General features: G+C 58.5%; 16 protein-coding genes. 9 read left to right on the forward strand and 7 right to left on the reverse strand.

The window, feature by feature from the left end; genetic code table 11:
* Positions 1–48: 48 nt before the first annotated feature.
* Both RSE16_00350 and RSE16_00355 read left to right on the forward strand, forming a co-directional pair.
* Entirely contained in the window at positions 49–1,281 is a 1,233-nt protein-coding gene (locus tag RSE16_00350; GenBank protein ID WRH75964.1) for a threonine ammonia-lyase, read from the forward strand.
* A 122-nt stretch (positions 1,282–1,403) separates the two neighbouring features.
* A complete protein-coding gene (locus tag RSE16_00355) occupies positions 1,404–2,162 on the forward strand; it encodes an arginyltransferase (protein WRH75965.1) in 759 nt (252 codons plus the stop codon).
* A gap of 53 nt (positions 2,163–2,215) precedes the next feature.
* On the opposite strand, the gene RSE16_00360 is transcribed toward RSE16_00355, so the two are convergent.
* From RSE16_00360 to RSE16_00370, 3 genes are all read right to left on the reverse strand, one after another.
* Positions 2,216–3,454, reverse strand: a complete 1,239-nt coding sequence (locus RSE16_00360; GenBank protein ID WRH75966.1) for a hypothetical protein — start codon at positions 3,452–3,454, stop codon at positions 2,216–2,218.
* Positions 3,455–3,668: 214 nt separating this feature from the next.
* On the reverse strand, positions 3,669–4,820 hold the full coding sequence (locus RSE16_00365; GenBank protein ID WRH75967.1) for a hypothetical protein: 1,152 nt from the start codon (positions 4,818–4,820) through the stop codon (positions 3,669–3,671).
* 49 nt (positions 4,821–4,869) lie between these two features.
* Positions 4,870–6,093, reverse strand: coding sequence for a glycosyltransferase, exosortase A system-associated (locus tag RSE16_00370; protein ID WRH75968.1), 1,224 nt, complete (start codon positions 6,091–6,093; stop codon positions 4,870–4,872).
* A gap of 121 nt (positions 6,094–6,214) precedes the next feature.
* Here RSE16_00370 and RSE16_00375 point away from each other — a divergent pair, with 121 nt between their 5' ends.
* The 6 genes from RSE16_00375 to RSE16_00400 all read left to right on the forward strand — a co-directional run bounded on the left by RSE16_00375 (position 6,215) and on the right by RSE16_00400 (position 11,291).
* Complete coding sequence (locus RSE16_00375) at positions 6,215–6,397, forward strand: hypothetical protein (protein ID WRH75969.1); 183 nt, start codon at positions 6,215–6,217, stop codon at positions 6,395–6,397.
* Positions 6,390–7,763, forward strand: a complete 1,374-nt coding sequence (locus RSE16_00380) for a putative O-glycosylation ligase, exosortase A system-associated (GenBank protein ID WRH75970.1) — start codon at positions 6,390–6,392, stop codon at positions 7,761–7,763. Before RSE16_00375 ends, RSE16_00380 begins: the two co-directional genes overlap by 8 nt.
* Before the next feature lie 63 nt (positions 7,764–7,826).
* Positions 7,827–8,999, forward strand: a complete 1,173-nt coding sequence (locus RSE16_00385; protein WRH75971.1) for a mechanosensitive ion channel family protein — start codon at positions 7,827–7,829, stop codon at positions 8,997–8,999.
* 127 nt (positions 9,000–9,126) lie between these two features.
* Complete coding sequence (locus tag RSE16_00390; protein WRH75972.1) at positions 9,127–9,585, forward strand: MaoC family dehydratase; 459 nt, start codon at positions 9,127–9,129, stop codon at positions 9,583–9,585.
* A gap of 166 nt (positions 9,586–9,751) precedes the next feature.
* The gene (locus tag RSE16_00395; GenBank protein WRH75973.1) at positions 9,752–10,933 is read left to right on the forward strand and encodes an acetyl-CoA C-acyltransferase; all 1,182 of its coding nucleotides are present in this window, start codon (positions 9,752–9,754) and stop codon (positions 10,931–10,933) included.
* Between the two features lie 64 nt (positions 10,934–10,997).
* Entirely contained in the window at positions 10,998–11,291 is a 294-nt protein-coding gene (locus RSE16_00400) for a putative quinol monooxygenase (GenBank protein WRH75974.1), read from the forward strand.
* A gap of 10 nt (positions 11,292–11,301) precedes the next feature.
* Here the strand turns inward: RSE16_00400 and RSE16_00405 are convergent, their stop codons facing one another.
* Both RSE16_00405 and phaZ read right to left on the reverse strand, forming a co-directional pair.
* Complete coding sequence (locus tag RSE16_00405; GenBank protein ID WRH75975.1) at positions 11,302–12,285, reverse strand: dipeptide epimerase; 984 nt, start codon at positions 12,283–12,285, stop codon at positions 11,302–11,304.
* A 90-nt stretch (positions 12,286–12,375) separates the two neighbouring features.
* Positions 12,376–13,614, reverse strand: coding sequence for a polyhydroxyalkanoate depolymerase (phaZ, locus tag RSE16_00410; protein ID WRH77378.1), 1,239 nt, complete (start codon positions 13,612–13,614; stop codon positions 12,376–12,378).
* Between the two features lie 180 nt (positions 13,615–13,794).
* Here phaZ and RSE16_00415 point away from each other — a divergent pair, with 180 nt between their 5' ends.
* Positions 13,795–15,576, forward strand: coding sequence for an ABC transporter transmembrane domain-containing protein (locus RSE16_00415; GenBank protein WRH77379.1), 1,782 nt, complete (start codon positions 13,795–13,797; stop codon positions 15,574–15,576).
* Between the two features lie 384 nt (positions 15,577–15,960).
* On the opposite strand, the gene RSE16_00420 is transcribed toward RSE16_00415, so the two are convergent.
* Complete coding sequence (locus RSE16_00420; GenBank protein WRH75976.1) at positions 15,961–16,416, reverse strand: biopolymer transporter ExbD; 456 nt, start codon at positions 16,414–16,416, stop codon at positions 15,961–15,963.
* A gap of 26 nt (positions 16,417–16,442) precedes the next feature.
* Complete coding sequence (locus RSE16_00425) at positions 16,443–16,988, reverse strand: biopolymer transporter ExbD (GenBank protein ID WRH75977.1); 546 nt, start codon at positions 16,986–16,988, stop codon at positions 16,443–16,445.
* Between the last annotated feature and the right edge of the window lie 91 nt (positions 16,989–17,079).

Below are 17,079 nucleotides of genomic sequence, written 5' to 3' on the forward strand. Positions count from 1 at the left end.
TTAATCTCTGTTTTCAGCTTGCGCCAGATAGGATAGGTTAAAACACCTATGGCCGATCAATCACCCAGCGAACTTCTTTCCCTTGCCGACGTCCGTGCAGCGCACGACCGGATTCGCGATGCCATTATCGAAACGCCGACGCTGCATAGCCAGACCCTGTCAAATCTGACCGGCGCAAACATCTTTCTAAAGTTTGAAAACCTGCAATTCACCGCAGCCTATAAGGAGCGTGGCGCGTTGAACGCGTTGCTCCAACTGCCAGAAGAAGCGCGCAAACGCGGTGTGATCGCAGCATCGGCGGGCAATCATGCGCAGGGCCTCAGCTATCATGGTACCCGGCTGGGCGTCCCGGTGACAATCGTGATGCCGAAGACGACCCCCACGGTAAAGGTGATGCAGACCGAGGCGGTCGGCGGCAAAGTAGTGCTGGAAGGCGAAAAATTCGATGACGCCTACAAACATGCCCGTCTTCTGGAAAAGGAACTGGGGCTGACATTTGTCCATCCCTTTGACGATCCAAAGGTCGCGGCGGGCCAAGGCACCGTTGCACTAGAAATGCTGGAGGCAGCGCCCGAAATCGATACGCTGGTCGTGCCGATCGGCGGCGGCGGCCTGCTGTCGGGTATGGGGACCGCAGCGCGCGGCCTGCGCCCCGATATCGAACTGATCGGCGTTCAGGCGGAACTCTATCCGTCCATGTATGCGCTGCTCAACGGGCTACAATTGCCATGCGAAGGCGATACCCTTGCCGAAGGCATTGCCGTAAAAGAACCCGGCGCATTTACGTCACAGGTGATCAAGGGTCTGGTCGACGATATCGTCCTGGTATCCGAGCCGCAGCTTGAAACTTCGGTCAGCCTATTGCTGCAGATCGAAAAGACTGTGGTGGAAGGCGCGGGCGCGGCGGGTCTTGCGGCTGTCCTTGCCTATCCCGAAAAATTCCGCGGCAAGAATGTTGGGGTGGTGTTGTGCGGCGGCAATATCGACACGCGCCTGTTGGCCAATGTGCTGCTGCGCGACCTTGCCCGTTCGGGCCGGCTGGCGCGGCTGCGCATCACATTGCAGGATCGCCCCGGCGCGCTCTACAAGGTGATGCGTCTGTTCAACGAGCATAATGTCAACATCATCGAAATCTATCACCAACGCATCTTTACGACGCTGCCCGCAAAGGGGTTGATCACCGACATTGAATGCGAAGCGCGCGACGCTGAGCAGTTGCAGGGCCTTGTAGATGGACTGAAGGTGGCGGGCTACAAAGTCGAGCGAGTCGAACTGAACTGACACCGGATAGTTTTTTCGCATACCGCATTTTGATGGTAAACAGACTTTTCACTATCGAAATGAGTTGTCATAAATAGGTCAAGCAATAAGCAATAAACAAGTAGGGAAAAGGTCGTAATCTCATGAGCGCTCCGGTTCGCTTTCCGCGCTTCTTTGTGACGAATCCTGCGCCTTGCCCCTATCTGCCGGGCAAAACGGAGCGCAAGGTCTTCACCGAGTTGAACGGACCACATGCCAGTGAATTGAACGAAGCGCTTGGGCGCATCGGTTTTCGTCGCAGCCAAAATGTCGCCTATCGGCCCAGTTGTGTCGACTGCAAGGCGTGCATCCCGGTGCGCATCCTGACCGAACAGTTCGTTCCCAACGCAACGCAGCGAAAGATCATCAAGCGCAATTCGGATCTGCAGGTCAGTGCTTGCCGTCCCTGGTCGACGGGCGAGCAGTTCGAATTGCTGCGCCGTTACCTTAAACAGCGGCATCCCACCGGCGGCATGGCTGAAATGGACGATATGGATTATGCCGACATGGTGGAACAGACGCCGGTGCGCAGCCATGTCGTCGAATATCGCCTGCCGGCCGGTTACGGTGCGCAGGGCGAACTTGTGGGTGCTTGCATCACCGATCAGCAGTCGGACGGGCTATCGATGGTCTACAGCTTCTACAATGCGGAAGCGGCGAACCGCCCCGGCCTAGGCAATTTCATCATTCTCGATCATATCCTGCGCGCTCGGGCGGCGGGCCTGCCGTACGTCTATCTCGGCTATTGGGTCGAAGGCGCGGAACGGATGCAATACAAGACCCGCTATCATCCGCTCGAAAAGCTGAGCCCCGATGGCTGGGTGCCCTTTGGCGACGAGGAACAGGGCGAATTGATCCGTTAATCCAACCCTGATCACATGAAAAAAACCCCGCCGCAGCGGGGTTTTTTATATGCTTAGCGACAAACGCAGCGCGGCTTCGGCTTGGGCTTCCATTTGCGGACCGCCTTGCGTTTCACCGGAACCGTTTCATAATAAACTTCTTCGGTGACGGTGGTGGTGGTCACGGGTTGCGATATAGTGATCGTAGTCACCACAGGCTGGCCGGAGTAATAATAGCTGCCGGGATAATAGCCCTGCTGCTGTGGATAGCCCGTTTCGGGATAACCAGTGACGGGATAGCCGGGCGCGGGTGCATAACTTGCCTCCCTATCGGGCAGATATTTGCGGCATTTCTTCATCGATTTCTCGACGCCAAGCCCCGCCAGTGCGCCAAGTCCACCACCGATCAGCGACCCTGCTGTGCGATCGCCCCGGCCGGCGATGCGGTTTCCGGCAACAGCGCCGATCACCGCGCCGATGGCAGCGCCAGCCACACCTTCTGTGCGAAGGCAACGTTCATAACGATCATAGCCATAGGGCACGGCATAGGCGGGGGCCATAGGATAGCCGCGCGCACCCGACTGCGGAGGCACCGGATAAGGCGCGCCTGCACGCACCGGTCCGGCATTGCCTTCACCCTGGCGCGTAACGGTGCCGTTCCACTGGCCTTCAAAGACACGGCCATCGGAATCGACATAACGGCCCTGTGTCCACTGGCCCTGATAATCGTACCGCACACCATCGTCGCCGGTATAGGTCGGCGCTCCACCCATGTCGTAGATGCTGCGATCCGCACCCATGGACGGGCCATAATCGGGCCGTCCATAACGGCCTCCTTCGGGGGCATAGCCATATTCGTCCCAATGGAGATTAGGGCGGTAATCCTGCACATAGCCACGCTGGTCACGCAGCACGGCATCGTCATAATAGCGCGACCAACCCCAGCCCGCGCTTGGCGCAGGAAGGCCCAACACGCGGTAATTGCTGATCGAATAAGCAGGGTTCACCCAATAGCCGGGAAGAACAAATCCACGGTAAGGCGCACGATAGCCCTGCCAGCCGCCCGGTGCATAAAATCCGGCGAACCAGCGTCCGCCAATATTGTGGCCCCAACGGTTCTGGACGACATAGGGCCGCGGCACAGGCGTGCCTGCAACCGGCTGCCGGTTGCCCTTGCGCCCTTCATAAACGGCGTCGAACAAAGCGGATTTGGCGGCATCGTTCCTGATCGTAAACGATTCGCTCGCATGCGCTGCGGGTGCGAGTGCCAAAGTTGCCGCGACGGACATCCCAGCAATTGCGAGTTTTTTCATGGTCAACAGCTCCTTAGACACCGAAAAGCGCACCCCATGCGCAATTCGGTGGTTAAGCTGTCTTTAACATTTTTTTCAAAGGACTGCCATGAAGGCGCATGTAAATTGCGCGCCGTCTGCCCAGCTGTTCCAAAATGATGCAGAAACGCAGCCTTGCGCGTGGATGACACAACCGGAAGATTGCCAAGCGCACTACCCGAACGAGGTGGCCAGCCTAGTGCATGCGTGAATGCGTGCGATGCAGCGTTTCAAGGGCCGACCGCAGCGCCGGGTCCATTTCCTCGGCATTGTCTGGAACGAAAACGTCAGCCAGCATCGTTTCGCGGGCCGGGCGCGACACCGCAACCGTTTCAGCTTCGATCGCGTTTAGAGCGCCGGTCTGCGGAGTGGGCACGGCTTGGCTTGCAGCCAGTTCCCGGGCAAGCGCCTCGATCCGCGCCAGTTCGGCATCACGCGCATTCAGCGCAGCTTCCAACCGGTCGACCATGGTTGCCAGCAAATCGTCAGCATGGGGCGCCACAACTTCGGCTTCGACTGCGACAGGCGCATCGGCCTCAACCGCAATATCATGGTGGGGCGAGATGCCTGCTGCGGCCTGCAACTGCTCTTCATGCGGCTCTCCGCTTTCAGCAATGGCGGCAGCCTCAATCAATTCGGCTTCCAGACCGGCATCAAGACTGTCGTCGACCAGCGGCATCGGTTCGTCTTCGGCAATCGGCTCGGCAATGGATGCTTCAGGGGCTTCTGGAGCAATTGGCGCCTCTGAAATTGCCTGCGCTTCACGCGCAAACATCGAGACGGTGCTGACCGGTTCGCCTTCGGCCGCCAACGCCTCAAGGTCACGACCAGCCGAGAAGGGGCGGCGGGGCGGCGCATCGGGATGGGCATCGCTGGCACGCAATTTCGGCAGATCCTCAAGGGTCACAATTGCGCTGCTGTCGCGCCGCGCCTCGGCCCAGGCCGCCAGCTTTCCACGCAGGCGCGCGACGAGCGAGGGGCTTGGTTCAGGATCGGCCTTCTCCGTCAGATCAAAAACCGCATCATTCCAGCTGGACATGCGCGGTTCGTTGGCGACAACATCGTCGGCAACATCCGCCACAGAACGGCTGCGTGCCGGACGGCGCAATGTCTGTGCCGCGAGCATGATGAAGGTTACGGCGCCCAGACCGAATGCAATCAGCGCGCGGGCCTTGTCACCCAAAGGTGCAGCCGCGACCGGAACCATTTCGGAAATGCCGGTCGATCCCGTAATCATTTCCCACACACGAACGGGCACGAACATCGCCGCGACGGCAACAATCGCCGATCCGACAAAAGCAAATATCCATGCGCGCATCTGGTTATCAATCTTGCGGTCAAGCGGCATATTCTAACCCTGTTATCATCGGGCAAAAACAGGCGCAAAACGCCGAATCCTAGCCCCGTTTGCCTCGGGCTAGCAGCAAATGGTAAACAGGTTCGTAACATATTATGTTATTCTGCCAATTGCGTTCCTTTTCAACAAAGGCCCGGGCATCCGCCTTTCTCTTCTCCCAAACGGCCCTGTCTGCAAACAAGGCATCAATTGCCTTGGCTGCGCCTGCAGGATCGTCGGCAGGAAAAAGCGTTCCCGTAACCCCGTCAGCAATCAGCTCCTTATGCCCACCAACATTGGACGCCGCTACCAGCCGGCCCTGCGCCATCGCCTCAAGCGGTTTCAGCGGGGTCACTAGGTCGGTCAGCCGCATCGATTTGCGCGGATAAACGAGGATGTCGATCAGGCTATAATAGCGTTCGACCTCAACATGCGGCACGCGGCCGACAAAATGGATACGATCTGCCACTGGGGATGCCGCAACCTGCCTGCGCAGGGCATCCTCCATCGGACCGCCGCCAACCAGCAAAAGATGCGCCGCGCTCGCCGCGCCTTTCAGCCGGGCCATCATGTCGACAAGATCGTCCAGCCCCTCATAATCGTAGAAACTGCCAATATAGCCGATCACATCCTTGCCCTGCAGCCCAAGCTCTGCGGCAAGCGCTGCATCGCGTGGCGGTGGCTGACCGAACATCGCCATGTCGACACCATTGGGTGAAACCAATATGCGTTCGGGGGCAACCCCGCGCGCCACAAGATCGCTCCGAAGCCCATCGCAAATCACAGCAATATGGTCTGCGCACGCAACGACATGGTTTTCGAGCGCGCGGGTCAGAAGATAGCGTGGCGAACCTTCCCGGCCGGTGCCATTGCCCACCGCCGCATCCTCCCAAAAGGCACGGATTTCATAAACAAATGGCAAGCCCAGCCTTTTGGCAGCCCGCGCTGCGGCCAGCCCGTTGAGCGCGGGCGAATGGGCATGAACAATGTCAAAGGGCCAGGCACGGTGCAGATCGACGATCCGCTTTTCCAGTGCGCGCACCTCGCGCCATTCGCGCAGCAGCGGCAAGCCGGACTGGGTCGCAGGCGTGCGATAAAAATGCAGCCCCTCGGCTTCTTCCTCAAACGATTCGGGTTGTTGGCCATGTTGATATTGCCGCAATCCGGTCAACCCGCGCGCATCCCATCCTGCCGCAATCTGCGCCTTCATAATGGCGCGCGTGCGAAAGGTGTACCCGCTGTGCAGCGGCAGGCTATGGTCAAGAACGTGGAGGATGCGAACCATAAGCTGCACATAGGCGCAGAATATTTAACGGGGCGTCAACCCTCCTCGAGTTAAGTTTTTCGCGATTTTGCAATTTAGCGCTATGTCCGGCCATCGCCGGGTTGGCAGGGGCCGCGTTCGAATGATCGACAATCTATCGATATTGCTGAGCCACAGCCTGATCCTGCTTGCCTTCTGGCTGCTCAGCCGGCGCGAAGACCTGAACGTAGAGCCGCCGCCCGAGCGTGATCCCGAACCGCAAGGATTCGGCATTGCCCGCCGCGCAGTCCAATCGCGCAACAAAGTAACGCCGCCCGATGCGTGACCTTTTCTTCGTCGGCTATATCGGCCTTCTGATGCTGCTTGCGTTCAAGCGGCCGTTTCTGTTCACCCTGCTTTATGCCTATATCGATATCGTCGCGCCACAACGGCTGAGCTATTTCATGCTCAACTCGCTGTCGATCTCACTTGTCGCCTTCAGCCTCGCCGTTCTCGGTTTTCTGGTGAGCGACGAGAAACGCGATGTCAGAATATCGCCGCGCTGGACGTTGCTGGTCGTACTGATCGTCTATTGCGGCTATACCACGACGGTCGCGATCGAGCCGGTGGCAGCTCAGGAAAAATGGGGCTGGGTCTGGAAGGCATTGGTCTTTGCCGCCTTTCTACCCTTGCTATTGAAGACACGTTTGCGGATCGAGGCGCTGGCGCTTGTCATGGTGCTGTCGGCATCGGCATTGATCGTCACCGGCGGGGTAAAGACGGTGTTAGGCGGTGGCGGATATGGTTCGCTGGTACTGCTGATCGACGACAATGCGGGTCTGTATGAAGGCAGCATCATCAGCTGCGTCGCGATTGCGATCATCCCGCTAATCGTCTGGCTGGCGCGGCATGGCACGATCATAAAGCCTGACTGGAAGGTGCGGGTTTATGCGGGCGCGCTAGTCTTTGCCGCCTTGCTGATCCCTGTTGGGACACAGGCGCGCACGGGCCTCGTCTGTATCGCTGTGCTGGCAGTGCTGTTCATCCGCCAAACCAAGCGCCGTTTCCTCTATCTGACAGCGGCAGTGTTGGTGGGCGCGGCTGCCATTCCCTTTCTGCCATCGGCCTTTTCCGACCGGATGGAGACGATCCGCGAATATAAAACAGATGAATCAGCGGCAACGCGGCTTGCAGTATGGAAATGGACGTGGGAGTTTGTCCAGGAACACCCCTTTGGCGGGGGCTTTGATGCGTATCGCATAAACAAGGTGCGCTATGAACTGCCGGTCGTCGACGAAAATGGTTTTGACACAGGGGCCGTCGACAGCCGAGAGATTGTCGATCAGGCGCGCGCCTATCATAGCAGCTATTTCGAGATGCTCGGCGAGCAGGGCTTTCCGGGACTGATCATCTGGTTGATCATCCATGTAGGCGGTGTCTGGCGGATGGAAGTGATCAGCCGCATCTATAGGAAGCGCAACCGGCCGGACGAGACTTGGGTGGCACCGCTGGCTCGCGCGCTGCAAAACGCGCAGATAATCTATCTGGTCGGTTCGCTTTTTGTCGGCATCGCGTTCCAGCCCTTTGTCTATATGCTGGTCGGAATGCAGATCGGGCTCGACACCTATCTTGCGCGGCGGCGCGGCGAAGCAGCATGGATGCCAATCCGTAACCAGCGGCTTGTATCCAAGGAAAGCGGCAATACCGCCTGACGGCCCACCTGGCGGCCCAACTGACGGCTTGTCGCAGGCATGGCTGGGCACTAGATCAAGGACATGCCCCTACCCGATCCCAAACTAACCCCGGATACCGCAACCGAACTTGTGCCGCGTATTCAGGCCTATGGACAGTTAATCACCGACTGGGTGCGCAACAATCTGCCCGAACTGCTGATCGCGACGGCGGCGGCGATCATCGTGTTTCTTGTGCTCAGCTGGCTGCGGCGGCGGGCGGCGCGTATCGTAAGGAAAAGCGAGGATCATGGCGCGCTGGCGACGATTGCCGCGCGCACTTTTGCCCGCACCGGAATATTCTTTCGCATCATGGTCTCTGCGGAACTGGTCAATGGCTATGCCAACGCACCCCACCCCGTTGCACGGACGATCGACATATTGTTCACCATCGCCGCCGCGCTGCAGGTCGCCATCTGGATGCGCGAGATCATTCTGGGCATGATCGAACGGCGTGCCGGCGAAAGCGGCGGGGAACATGAAACACTCGCCAGCGCGATGGTGCTGATCCGCCTGCTGGTCAGTTTCGCGCTGTTCGCCATCGCTGCCATCGTCATTCTCGCCAATCTGGGGGTCAATGTCACCGGCCTGATCGCAGGTCTTGGCGTTGGCGGCATTGCTATCGGCCTAGCCGCACAAGGAATCTTTCAGGATCTGTTCGCGGCGATTTCGATCATCTTCGACCGGCCATTCAAGCGCGGCGATACCATTAGCTATGACATGTCAACCGCAACGGTGGAACGCATCGGGATGAAAAGCACCCGGCTGCGTGCCGTGACAGGTGAGGAAAAGATCATCTCGAACAGCAAGCTGCTCGACAAGGAAATCACCAATAACACAACCACCGCCTTTCGCCGGACGACCTATCGGCTGAGCCTGATTTACCAAACCCCGCCGGAAAAGGCCCGGCGCATCCCCGCCATGTTGCGCGCGATTGTGGAAGCGGAAAATGAAGAATTTGTGCGCGCCGGTTTTGTCGGGTTCGGCCCTAGCTCGATCGATTTCGAACTGGTTTTCGATGTGCGGAGCGACGATTTCGAAGAGACCTTTACCACGCGGCATAATGTCGGGCTCACCATCCTCGAACGCTTCCGCGACGAAGACATATTGTTCGCCTATCCGACACAAACGACCTTCACCGCAGCGCCCGACGGAAGCTATGTAATGCCCTATGCCCCGCTGCCCCAGCCGGTTTCGCAGGGGCGCACCAAGGGCTGATTCGCGGACCGCAAAGCCTTGCTTGATCGGATGACGTAGGGTCAGCGCCGCTTCGAATGGCAAGACTTGTCAATTGCGGCAGAAAAGCGCAGAACCCCGCGCAAATTCCACCAATAAGGAGCAGGACATGAGCGGAGTTACCCCTGCCGATCTCGCAAGCCGGGTCGGCGAAGTCATCGGCAGTTCGGATTGGATGTTGATCGATCAGGATATGGTCAACAAATTCGCCGATGCCACCGGCGATCACCAGTTCATCCATGTGAACGAGGAAATGGCCAAGATGACCCCGTTCGGCGGCACCATCGCCCATGGCTTCCTCTCGCTTTCGCTGCTGCCCGTTTTGATGGCGAAATCGGATTGCCCGCGGATCGACGGCGTAAAAATGGGCGTCAACTATGGTGGCAACAAAACCCGCTTTCTTGCCCCGGTCCGCGTGGGCAAGCGCGTGCGCGGCCATTTCAAGCTGCTCGAACTTGCTGAAAAGCGTCCAGGCCAGTGGCAGCAGACGATTGAATACACGCTGGAAATCGAAGGCGAGGAAAAGCCCGCCTGCATCGCCGAATGGATCACCCAGTTTTTTGTTTGAGGTCGCTTCATCCCCTCCCTCAAGCGGGAAAGGATATGCAGCCTAGGGAGCTTATTCCTTAGGCGAAGTGGGCGAGGTCCCTCGCCGCTGCGATTAGTTCGCTATGCTCAATAGTCTCGCTCCTCTCCTTCATACAGGAGAGTAAATTATCGAAAGGAATTCTTCCATGCGCGACGCAGTTATTGTTTCCACCGCCCGTACCCCGCTGACTAAGGCAGCGCGCGGCGCTTTCAACAACACCACCGGTGCCACCCTTGGCGCATTTTCGATAAAGGCTGCCGTCGAACGTGCTGGCCTTTCAGGCGCGGAAATCGACGATGTCGTGATCGGCACTGCTGTGCAGCAAGGCTCGACCGGCGGCAACGTCGCGCGCCTTGCTGCGCTGCGGGCCGGACTGCCGGTAACCGTCCCCGCGATGACCATTGACCGTCAATGTTCCTCGGGCCTGATGACCATCGCCACGGCTGCCAAGCAGATTCTGGTGGACAATATGGACATCTGCGTCGCCGGCGGCGTTGAAAGCATTTCCAAGGTAGTCGGCAGCGGCAAGATGTTTGTTGAGCCTGATCGTGAACTTCTGGAAATGCACCCACACATTTACATGCCTATGATCGGCACTGCCGAAGTGGTGGCCAAGCGTTACAATATCAGCCGCGAATATCAGGACGAATATTCGCTCCAGTCGCAACAGCGCACCGCTGCCGCACAGGCGGCGGGCAAGTTCAACGATGAAATCGTGCCCTGCACCGCCACAATGGCTATCGTGGACAAGGAAACCAAGGAAGTTTCCTACAAGGAAGTCACCGCCGACCGTGATGACTGCAACCGCCCCGAAACCACGCTTGAAGGGCTTGCCAGCCTGAAGCCGGTGATGGGCGAAGGTCATTGCATCACCGCAGGCAATGCCAGCCAGCTCTCCGACGGCTCTTCGGCGAGTGTGCTGATGGAAGCCAAGGTTGCCGAAAAGCGCGGTCTGACCCCGCTCGGCCGCTATGTCGGCATGGCGGTCGCCGGCACCGAGCCCGATGAAATGGGCATTGGCCCCGTCTTCGCGATCCCCAAGCTGCTCGAGCGCTTCAACCTTAAGATGGATGATATCGGCCTTTGGGAACTGAATGAGGCGTTCGCTGTGCAGGTGCTGTATTGCCGCGACAAGCTCGGCATTCCTGACGAACTACTCAACGTCAACGGTGGTTCGATCTCGATCGGTCACCCCTTCGGTATGACGGGCGCACGCTGCACCGGTCATGCGTTGATCGAAGGCAAGCGTCGCGGCGCCAAATATGTCGTTGTAACGATGTGCATTGGCGGCGGCCAGGGCGCAGCCGGACTGTTCGAAGTCCTGTAACCAAGAAGACGGGCGCAGCGGTCAAAACCCTGCGCCCACCATCATTTATCGAGAGGAATCAGAAATGGCCGGAATTGGCGTCGTCGCAACATTGACCGTAGCAGAAGGCAAGAATGCCGAATTCGAAGCGGTGTTTGCAGAACTTTCGGCAGCGGTGCGGGCGAATGAGCCGGGCAACCATTTCTATACCCTTACCCGTTCGCGCACCAATGCGCAGGTCTATCGCGTGCTGGAATGCTATGCCGATCAGGCTGCACTCGACGCGCATGGCAAGAGCGATTATTTCCGCGCCGCTGGCCCGAAACTGGGCGCGTGCCTCGCCGGTGCACCCGAAATCGAATATCTCGACGCGGTTTGAGATGTCCTGCTCAGGCGGGAATTATCTTCCCGCCTTCGAAGGTAAAGCCATCTTCGCGATCGCGCGCCAGCAAGGCGGGCCCATCCAAATCGACCCATATCGCACCTTGTGCCGCAAGCCATGCGGGTGCGATGCCAAGGCTGGTGGAGAGCATGCAGCCGACCATCAGTTTTAGGTCGCGCGCCTGCGCCTCGCGCGCCAAAGCCAAGGCCTCGGTCAGCCCGCCGGTCTTGTCGAGCTTGATGTTGATGCCGTCAAAATGGCGCGCGCACAAATCAAGCTCTGCGCGTGATTGGCAGCTTTCGTCGGCAAGGAATGGAACAGGGGCCCTCACGCCATCGAGCAGCGTCTCCTGCCCCACCGCCACCGGCTGTTCGATCATTTCGACCCCCAGCGCCGCCAGAGCATGGGCCTCTGCCTCAATATCAAGACCGCCCCAGCTTTCATTGGCATCAACAATCAATCGCGCCATAGGTGCGCCTCTGCGCACCGCCGCAACCCGATCCCGGTCGCCCTCGCCGGTGAGTTTGAGTTTGAGCAGGCCAAAACCGCGCGCCGACGCCTTTGCCGCATCGGCCTCCATCACGTCAGGTTCGCCCAATGAAATGGTAAAGGCAGTCTGCAGCGGCTGAGGCGGCGCTACCAACCCTGCCAATTGCCATAACGGTTTGCCGGCGAGGCTGGCCTCAACATCCCACAAGGCACAATCAAGCGCATTGCGGGCGACACCGGGGGGAAGCAATTGCTGTAACGCCTCACGTGCAGCGCGAGGTTCAAGGCCGGAAAGCACTTCCATTACGCCTTCAATTTGCGACACGCCTTTTTCCGCGGTTTCCTGTAGGTAATAAATGGCGGTACCTTCGCCCATGCCAACCGCGCCATTGCAACGCACGGCAACGACAAGAACGTCGACATGGGTTTTCGCGCCCCGCGCAATCACGAACTGGCCGGCAACGGGCCAACGTTCCACCATAGCCGTGATCTGCAATTTCATCTTACACCTCCCCCGGCGGGCCCGTTCTTTTCCGTAACCACAGGAGCAGGTTTCGACAAGCAAACCGGGAGTTTAGAGCCTCCGTTGGGATCAGGCGTTATGCGCGAGGATCCAGTCTTCGACGACAGGGGCGATTTTATCGCGCCATTTGCTGCCATTAAAAATGCCATAATGGCCGACTTCGGGGGCCATATGATAATGTTTCAGCTTGTCTGACAAGCCGGTTGCTATGTCCAGCGCCGCCTTGGTCTGGCCAAGGCCGCTAATATCGTCACGCTCGCCTTCGATCGCAAGCAGAGCAATATCGTGGATCGCACCAGGATCGACCAGACGCCCGCGATAATTAAACTCGCCCTTGGGCAGCAGATGGCGTTGGAACACGACGTCGACGGTCTGCAGATAAAATTCGGCCGTCATATCGCAAACCGCGCGATATTCGTCGTAAAATTCCTTGTGCCGCTCGGCGCTGTCGCCATCGCCTTCGACCAGATTCTGGAACATTGTCCAATGGCTGATCATATGGTTGCCAAGGTTCATCGACATGAAACCGGCCAGTTGCAGAAAGCCCGGATAAACACGTCGACCAGCACCCTTGTAATAAGGTGGCACGGTCGCGATCACATTATGCACAAACCAGTCATGCGGACGGCGGGTGGCATGGTCGTTGACCGCAGTCGGCGCCTCGCGCGTGTCGATCGGACCACCCATCATCGTCAATGTACGCGGACGCAGCGGATGATCCTTTGCGCTCATGATCGCGGCTGCCGCATAGGCGGGAACCGAAGGCTGGCATACTGCGAGCATATGCGCACCCCGTCCACCGGCATCGGGACCGATATGTTCCAGCCATTCGATCAGATAGTCGATATAGGCCTCAAGGTCGAAACCGCCGCCAGTCAGCGGTACATCGCGCGCATCTTTCCAGTCGGTGATATAAACATCATGTGTCGGCAGCATCCGTTCGACCGTGCCGCGCAGCAGTGTCGCGAAATGGCCTGACATCGGCGCGCAGATCAAAAGGCGCGGCTTGGCCTCGCTGCCTTCATAAACGAAATGCTTGAGCTGGCCGAAGGGCTTACGCGCCTCATTGCGTTCCTCGACCGGAACATGCTTCCCATCCACCTCGACAAAATCGAGTCCGAAGCCAGGCTTTCCGCGAGGCATCACCGAATGGGCGAATACGTCAAGCGCCGACGCCGTGATCCCTGTCAGCCCGCCATAGTTGAACGGAGCGGCGTTAAAATTATTCAGGAAATCGGCCTGTTTCTGCGCGATCCAGCCCATTCCGGCAAGCATGCCGCGCTGAAGATCATATCCGGTGTAGAGCATGTGCGTTTCCCGTCTCGCCCAAAGGCAGCCTGACGCTGGATCAAAGGGCCCTGTTTCAGACCCTGACATAGGCATTTTTTGTGCATTGCACCATAGAAAAAGATCAAAGCGCTTCGCTCGCCAATTGTTACGGCTCGCCGCGCCTGCTAGGCGGTCGGCATGAATGATGTGACCGCAGCCATGCCCGACGCACCGGATAGCGGAAAACCGCCAGCGGAACCCAAGGCGAAAGTCAATCTGGGCAGCCTGCGCATGATCGCGCGCTTTACCCTCGATTATCCGCGACAGATCCTTTTTGCCTTGCTGGCACTGGTGGTGGCGGCATCGTCGACGCTGGCCATTCCTTATGGCTTGCGCCTGATCATCGACAAGGGGTTCATCAAAGATGGCGGCGATCCCGCCCCTTATTTCTACCTGCTCTTTGCGATTGTCGGGGTGATCGGCATCTCGACCGCCTTCCGCTTCTACTTTGTCAGTTGGCTGGGTGAACGCGTGGTTGGCGATATTCGCGCCGCTGTACAAGATAATCTACTCCGCCTTGCGCCCCGCTTTTTCGAAGAGAATCGGCCCGCTGAAATCGCGAGCCGGATGACGGCCGACACCGCGATCATCGAACAGATTGTAGGCACGACTGTTTCCGTTGCGCTGCGCAATCTGTTTATCGGCATTGGTGGTGTTTTCCTGCTGTTCGGCCTTGCGCCTAGCCTGACGATCTGGCTGCTTGCTGGCATTCCAGTCGTTGTGCTGCCCATCGTCTTCCTCGGCCGACGATTGGAAAAGGCATCGCGCAACAGCCAGGACAAAGTGGCGAGCGTCGGCACCGTCGCGTCTGAGGCATTGGGCGCAATCAAGATCGTGCAGGCTTTCGGGCAGGAGAAGCGGGAACAGCAACGCTTCCGCGACGCGGTGGAAAGCACCTTCGCCGCTGCACAGCGCCGTATCCGCCTGCGCGCCTTCCTGACCGCACTGGTGATGACGCTGATTTTTGGTGGCATCACCTTGCTGGTGTGGGAAGGCACCGACCAAGTAACACAAGGGATTATTTCAGCCGGCACATTGTTCGCAGTTGTTCTTTATGGCGGCCTTGTCGCCGGTTCATTCGGCGCCTTGACCGAGGTTTATGGCGATCTGGTGCGTGCATCTGGTGCAGCGTCGCGACTGGCGGAACTTTTGCAGGAAGTGCCCGAAATTGCCGCACCTTCAAATCCCGTCAAAATGCCCGCTCCGCGCGGCAGCCTTGAATATCAGAATGTCCGTTTCCGCTATCCGACGCGGCCCGAGGTTGCGGCGCTTGATGATTTCAGTCTGAAAGTCTCGCCGGGGGAGACGGTTGCAGTTGTCGGCCCGTCGGGTGCGGGCAAATCGACCCTCTTCCAGTTGGCGCAGCGTTTCTATGATCCTGAGGCCGGCACGGTGCGAATTGATGGAGTTGCGCTGACCAGCGCCGATCCGGCAGAATTTCGTCAACGCATGGCGTTTGTACCGCAAGATACGGTGCTATTCGCTTCGTCCGCACGCGATAATCTGCGTTACGGCAATTGGAATGCCGATGACGCCTTAATCTGGGCGGCGGCTGAACAGGCTAATGCCGCAACTTTCCTGCGCGAACTGCCCCAAGGCCTGGACACCTATCTGGGCGAAGGCGGCGCGCGACTTTCGGGCGGCCAGCGGCAACGGATCGCGATCGCCCGGGCATTGTTGCGCGATGCTCCCTTGCTGCTGCTGGATGAAGCTACCAGCGCGCTCGACGCTGAAAGCGAACGGTTGGTGCAGGATGCGCTTGAACATCTCATGAAGGGTCGCACAACCATCGTCATCGCCCATCGCCTCGCCACCGTACGCAAGGCAGACCGGATCGTAGTGATGGATCAAGGCCGCATCGTCGAGCAAGGGACGCATGACAGCCTGTCAAAGGCAGGCGGGCTCTACGCACGGCTGGCTAGCCTGCAATTCGACGCCTGAGTTGCTTATAGGTGTGGCCGTTCATTGGAAGGGCTCGTGGAGATCGCGCTAGCGGTGCGATAGTCCGCCATTGTCCATCCCGGTAGAATGTCGAGTTCTGACCGATCAATCGGCAAACAGGGCTTCATCGCCTCTACCATCCCGCCTGCTTACGGTCCGCTGCGGTTCATCCTGCGACTTATGTCGTTTCATTGTCGCGGATAGGGCTGTCGGATCAGCGGTCAAAGGTCCATCGTACGGCTTACGCATGTGGATCAACAGCTGCATCCCATGGCCGTCATACAAGGAAACCTCAGGATGATGGGGCCATAGCACCCCACTTTAGCGACACAAAAAAAGGGCGGCCCGAGAGCCGCCCTTTCATGTCGATTGCAGCTTCTGCGATCAACGACCTTCGATGGCCGCCTTGCCGAAGACGCGATATTGTTCGTTACCGACGAAACCGAACTTGGTGATGCCACTGCGCTTCACGACGTTCAACGTCGCGTTCACAGTGTCATAGACCGCAGTCGGTGCGGGCTGGAACTGAAGTTCCGGCTCGGGGCTCATCGATTTTGTCTGTGCGAGATACTGCCCGATCTGATCAAGCGAAGACGGCGTGCCGTTCCACTGGATTTCGCTGTTGGGCATGATCACGATCTTGTTGACCACCGGATCGATCAATACTTCCGGCGGAGGCTGGTTCGGATCCTGCACGGGCAGATCGATATCAACCGCGTGCGATACCGGCGGGATGGTGATCATCAGCATGATGAGGAGAACGAGCATAACGTCGATCAACGGCGTCGTGTTCATTTCCATCATCGGCTGGCCATCGTCCTTGCCACCACTCATTGCCATAATATTTGCTCCTTGCGAGGCTGGACTTATTTAGCCGAATCGAGCGGCGGGAACGGCGTCGAAATGAACCCGACGCGGGCAAAGCCTGCCATCTGCATCGAATAGATCGCACCACCAATGCAGCGATAAGGCGTGTTCACGTCACCACGAATATGCGCCTCGGGCAGCATATCGGGCGTGATCTGGCCAGCCGCTGCGGCAGCTTCGCCGCCGAGGATGTCAAATTCACGCTTCAGATGCTTGGCTGCACGATCAACCAATTCGGTCGAATCCACCGGAGTCACGTTCCAATAGATGCGGCATTCCCCGCTGGGGTTAGCGCCCTGAAAGCCCTCTGCGCCCGGATCGAGGCCGTTCACATCGGTCGTGGTCACAGACAGCAACACATTTTCACGCTTTGCCTTGGTCGGTTCAAAAATCTGCTCAGGGAGCTGCATCTTGACCGTCTGGATGGCCACGGGAATGGCGATCAGGAAGACGATCAGAAGCACCAGCATGACGTCCACAAGCGGGGTCGTGTTGATGTCTGACATTGGCGTGTCTTCGCCGCCGCCTCCAGTACTCATTGCCATTTAGCTATTCCTCTCTGACTGCTCGCACCCGGACACAAGGCCATGGGCGCGGTCATCGAGGGGAGGGCCGCCCTGACCGGACGACCCGTCC

This window comes from Sphingobium sp. (assembly GCA_035196065.1).
Lineage (GTDB): Bacteria > Pseudomonadota > Alphaproteobacteria > Sphingomonadales > Sphingomonadaceae > Sphingorhabdus_B > Sphingorhabdus_B rara.

Bases quoted from the DNA above. Each gene is read 5' to 3' on its own strand.
- RSE16_00395 (WRH75973.1), top strand. From the start codon at position 9,752: ATGCGCGACGCAGTTATTGTTTCCACCGCCCGTACCCCGCTGACTAAG.
- RSE16_00415 (WRH77379.1), top strand. From the start codon at position 13,795: ATGCCCGACGCACCGGATAGCGGAAAACCGCCAGCGGAACCCAAGGCG.
- RSE16_00405 (WRH75975.1), bottom strand. From the start codon at position 12,285: ATGAAATTGCAGATCACGGCTATGGTGGAACGTTGGCCCGTTGCCGGC.
- RSE16_00400 (WRH75974.1), top strand. From the start codon at position 10,998: ATGGCCGGAATTGGCGTCGTCGCAACATTGACCGTAGCAGAAGGCAAG.
- RSE16_00420 (WRH75976.1), bottom strand. From the start codon at position 16,416: ATGGCAATGAGTGGTGGCAAGGACGATGGCCAGCCGATGATGGAAATG.
- RSE16_00390 (WRH75972.1), top strand. From the start codon at position 9,127: ATGAGCGGAGTTACCCCTGCCGATCTCGCAAGCCGGGTCGGCGAAGTC.
- RSE16_00360 (WRH75966.1), bottom strand. From the start codon at position 3,454: ATGAAAAAACTCGCAATTGCTGGGATGTCCGTCGCGGCAACTTTGGCA.
- RSE16_00380 (WRH75970.1), top strand. From the start codon at position 6,390: ATGCGTGACCTTTTCTTCGTCGGCTATATCGGCCTTCTGATGCTGCTT.
- RSE16_00385 (WRH75971.1), top strand. From the start codon at position 7,827: ATGCCCCTACCCGATCCCAAACTAACCCCGGATACCGCAACCGAACTT.
- RSE16_00365 (WRH75967.1), bottom strand. From the start codon at position 4,820: ATGCCGCTTGACCGCAAGATTGATAACCAGATGCGCGCATGGATATTT.
- RSE16_00355 (WRH75965.1), top strand. From the start codon at position 1,404: ATGAGCGCTCCGGTTCGCTTTCCGCGCTTCTTTGTGACGAATCCTGCG.
- RSE16_00370 (WRH75968.1), bottom strand. From the start codon at position 6,093: ATGGTTCGCATCCTCCACGTTCTTGACCATAGCCTGCCGCTGCACAGC.
- phaZ (WRH77378.1), bottom strand. From the start codon at position 13,614: ATGCTCTACACCGGATATGATCTTCAGCGCGGCATGCTTGCCGGAATG.
- RSE16_00350 (WRH75964.1), top strand. From the start codon at position 49: ATGGCCGATCAATCACCCAGCGAACTTCTTTCCCTTGCCGACGTCCGT.
- RSE16_00375 (WRH75969.1), top strand. From the start codon at position 6,215: ATGATCGACAATCTATCGATATTGCTGAGCCACAGCCTGATCCTGCTT.
- RSE16_00425 (WRH75977.1), bottom strand. From the start codon at position 16,988: ATGGCAATGAGTACTGGAGGCGGCGGCGAAGACACGCCAATGTCAGAC.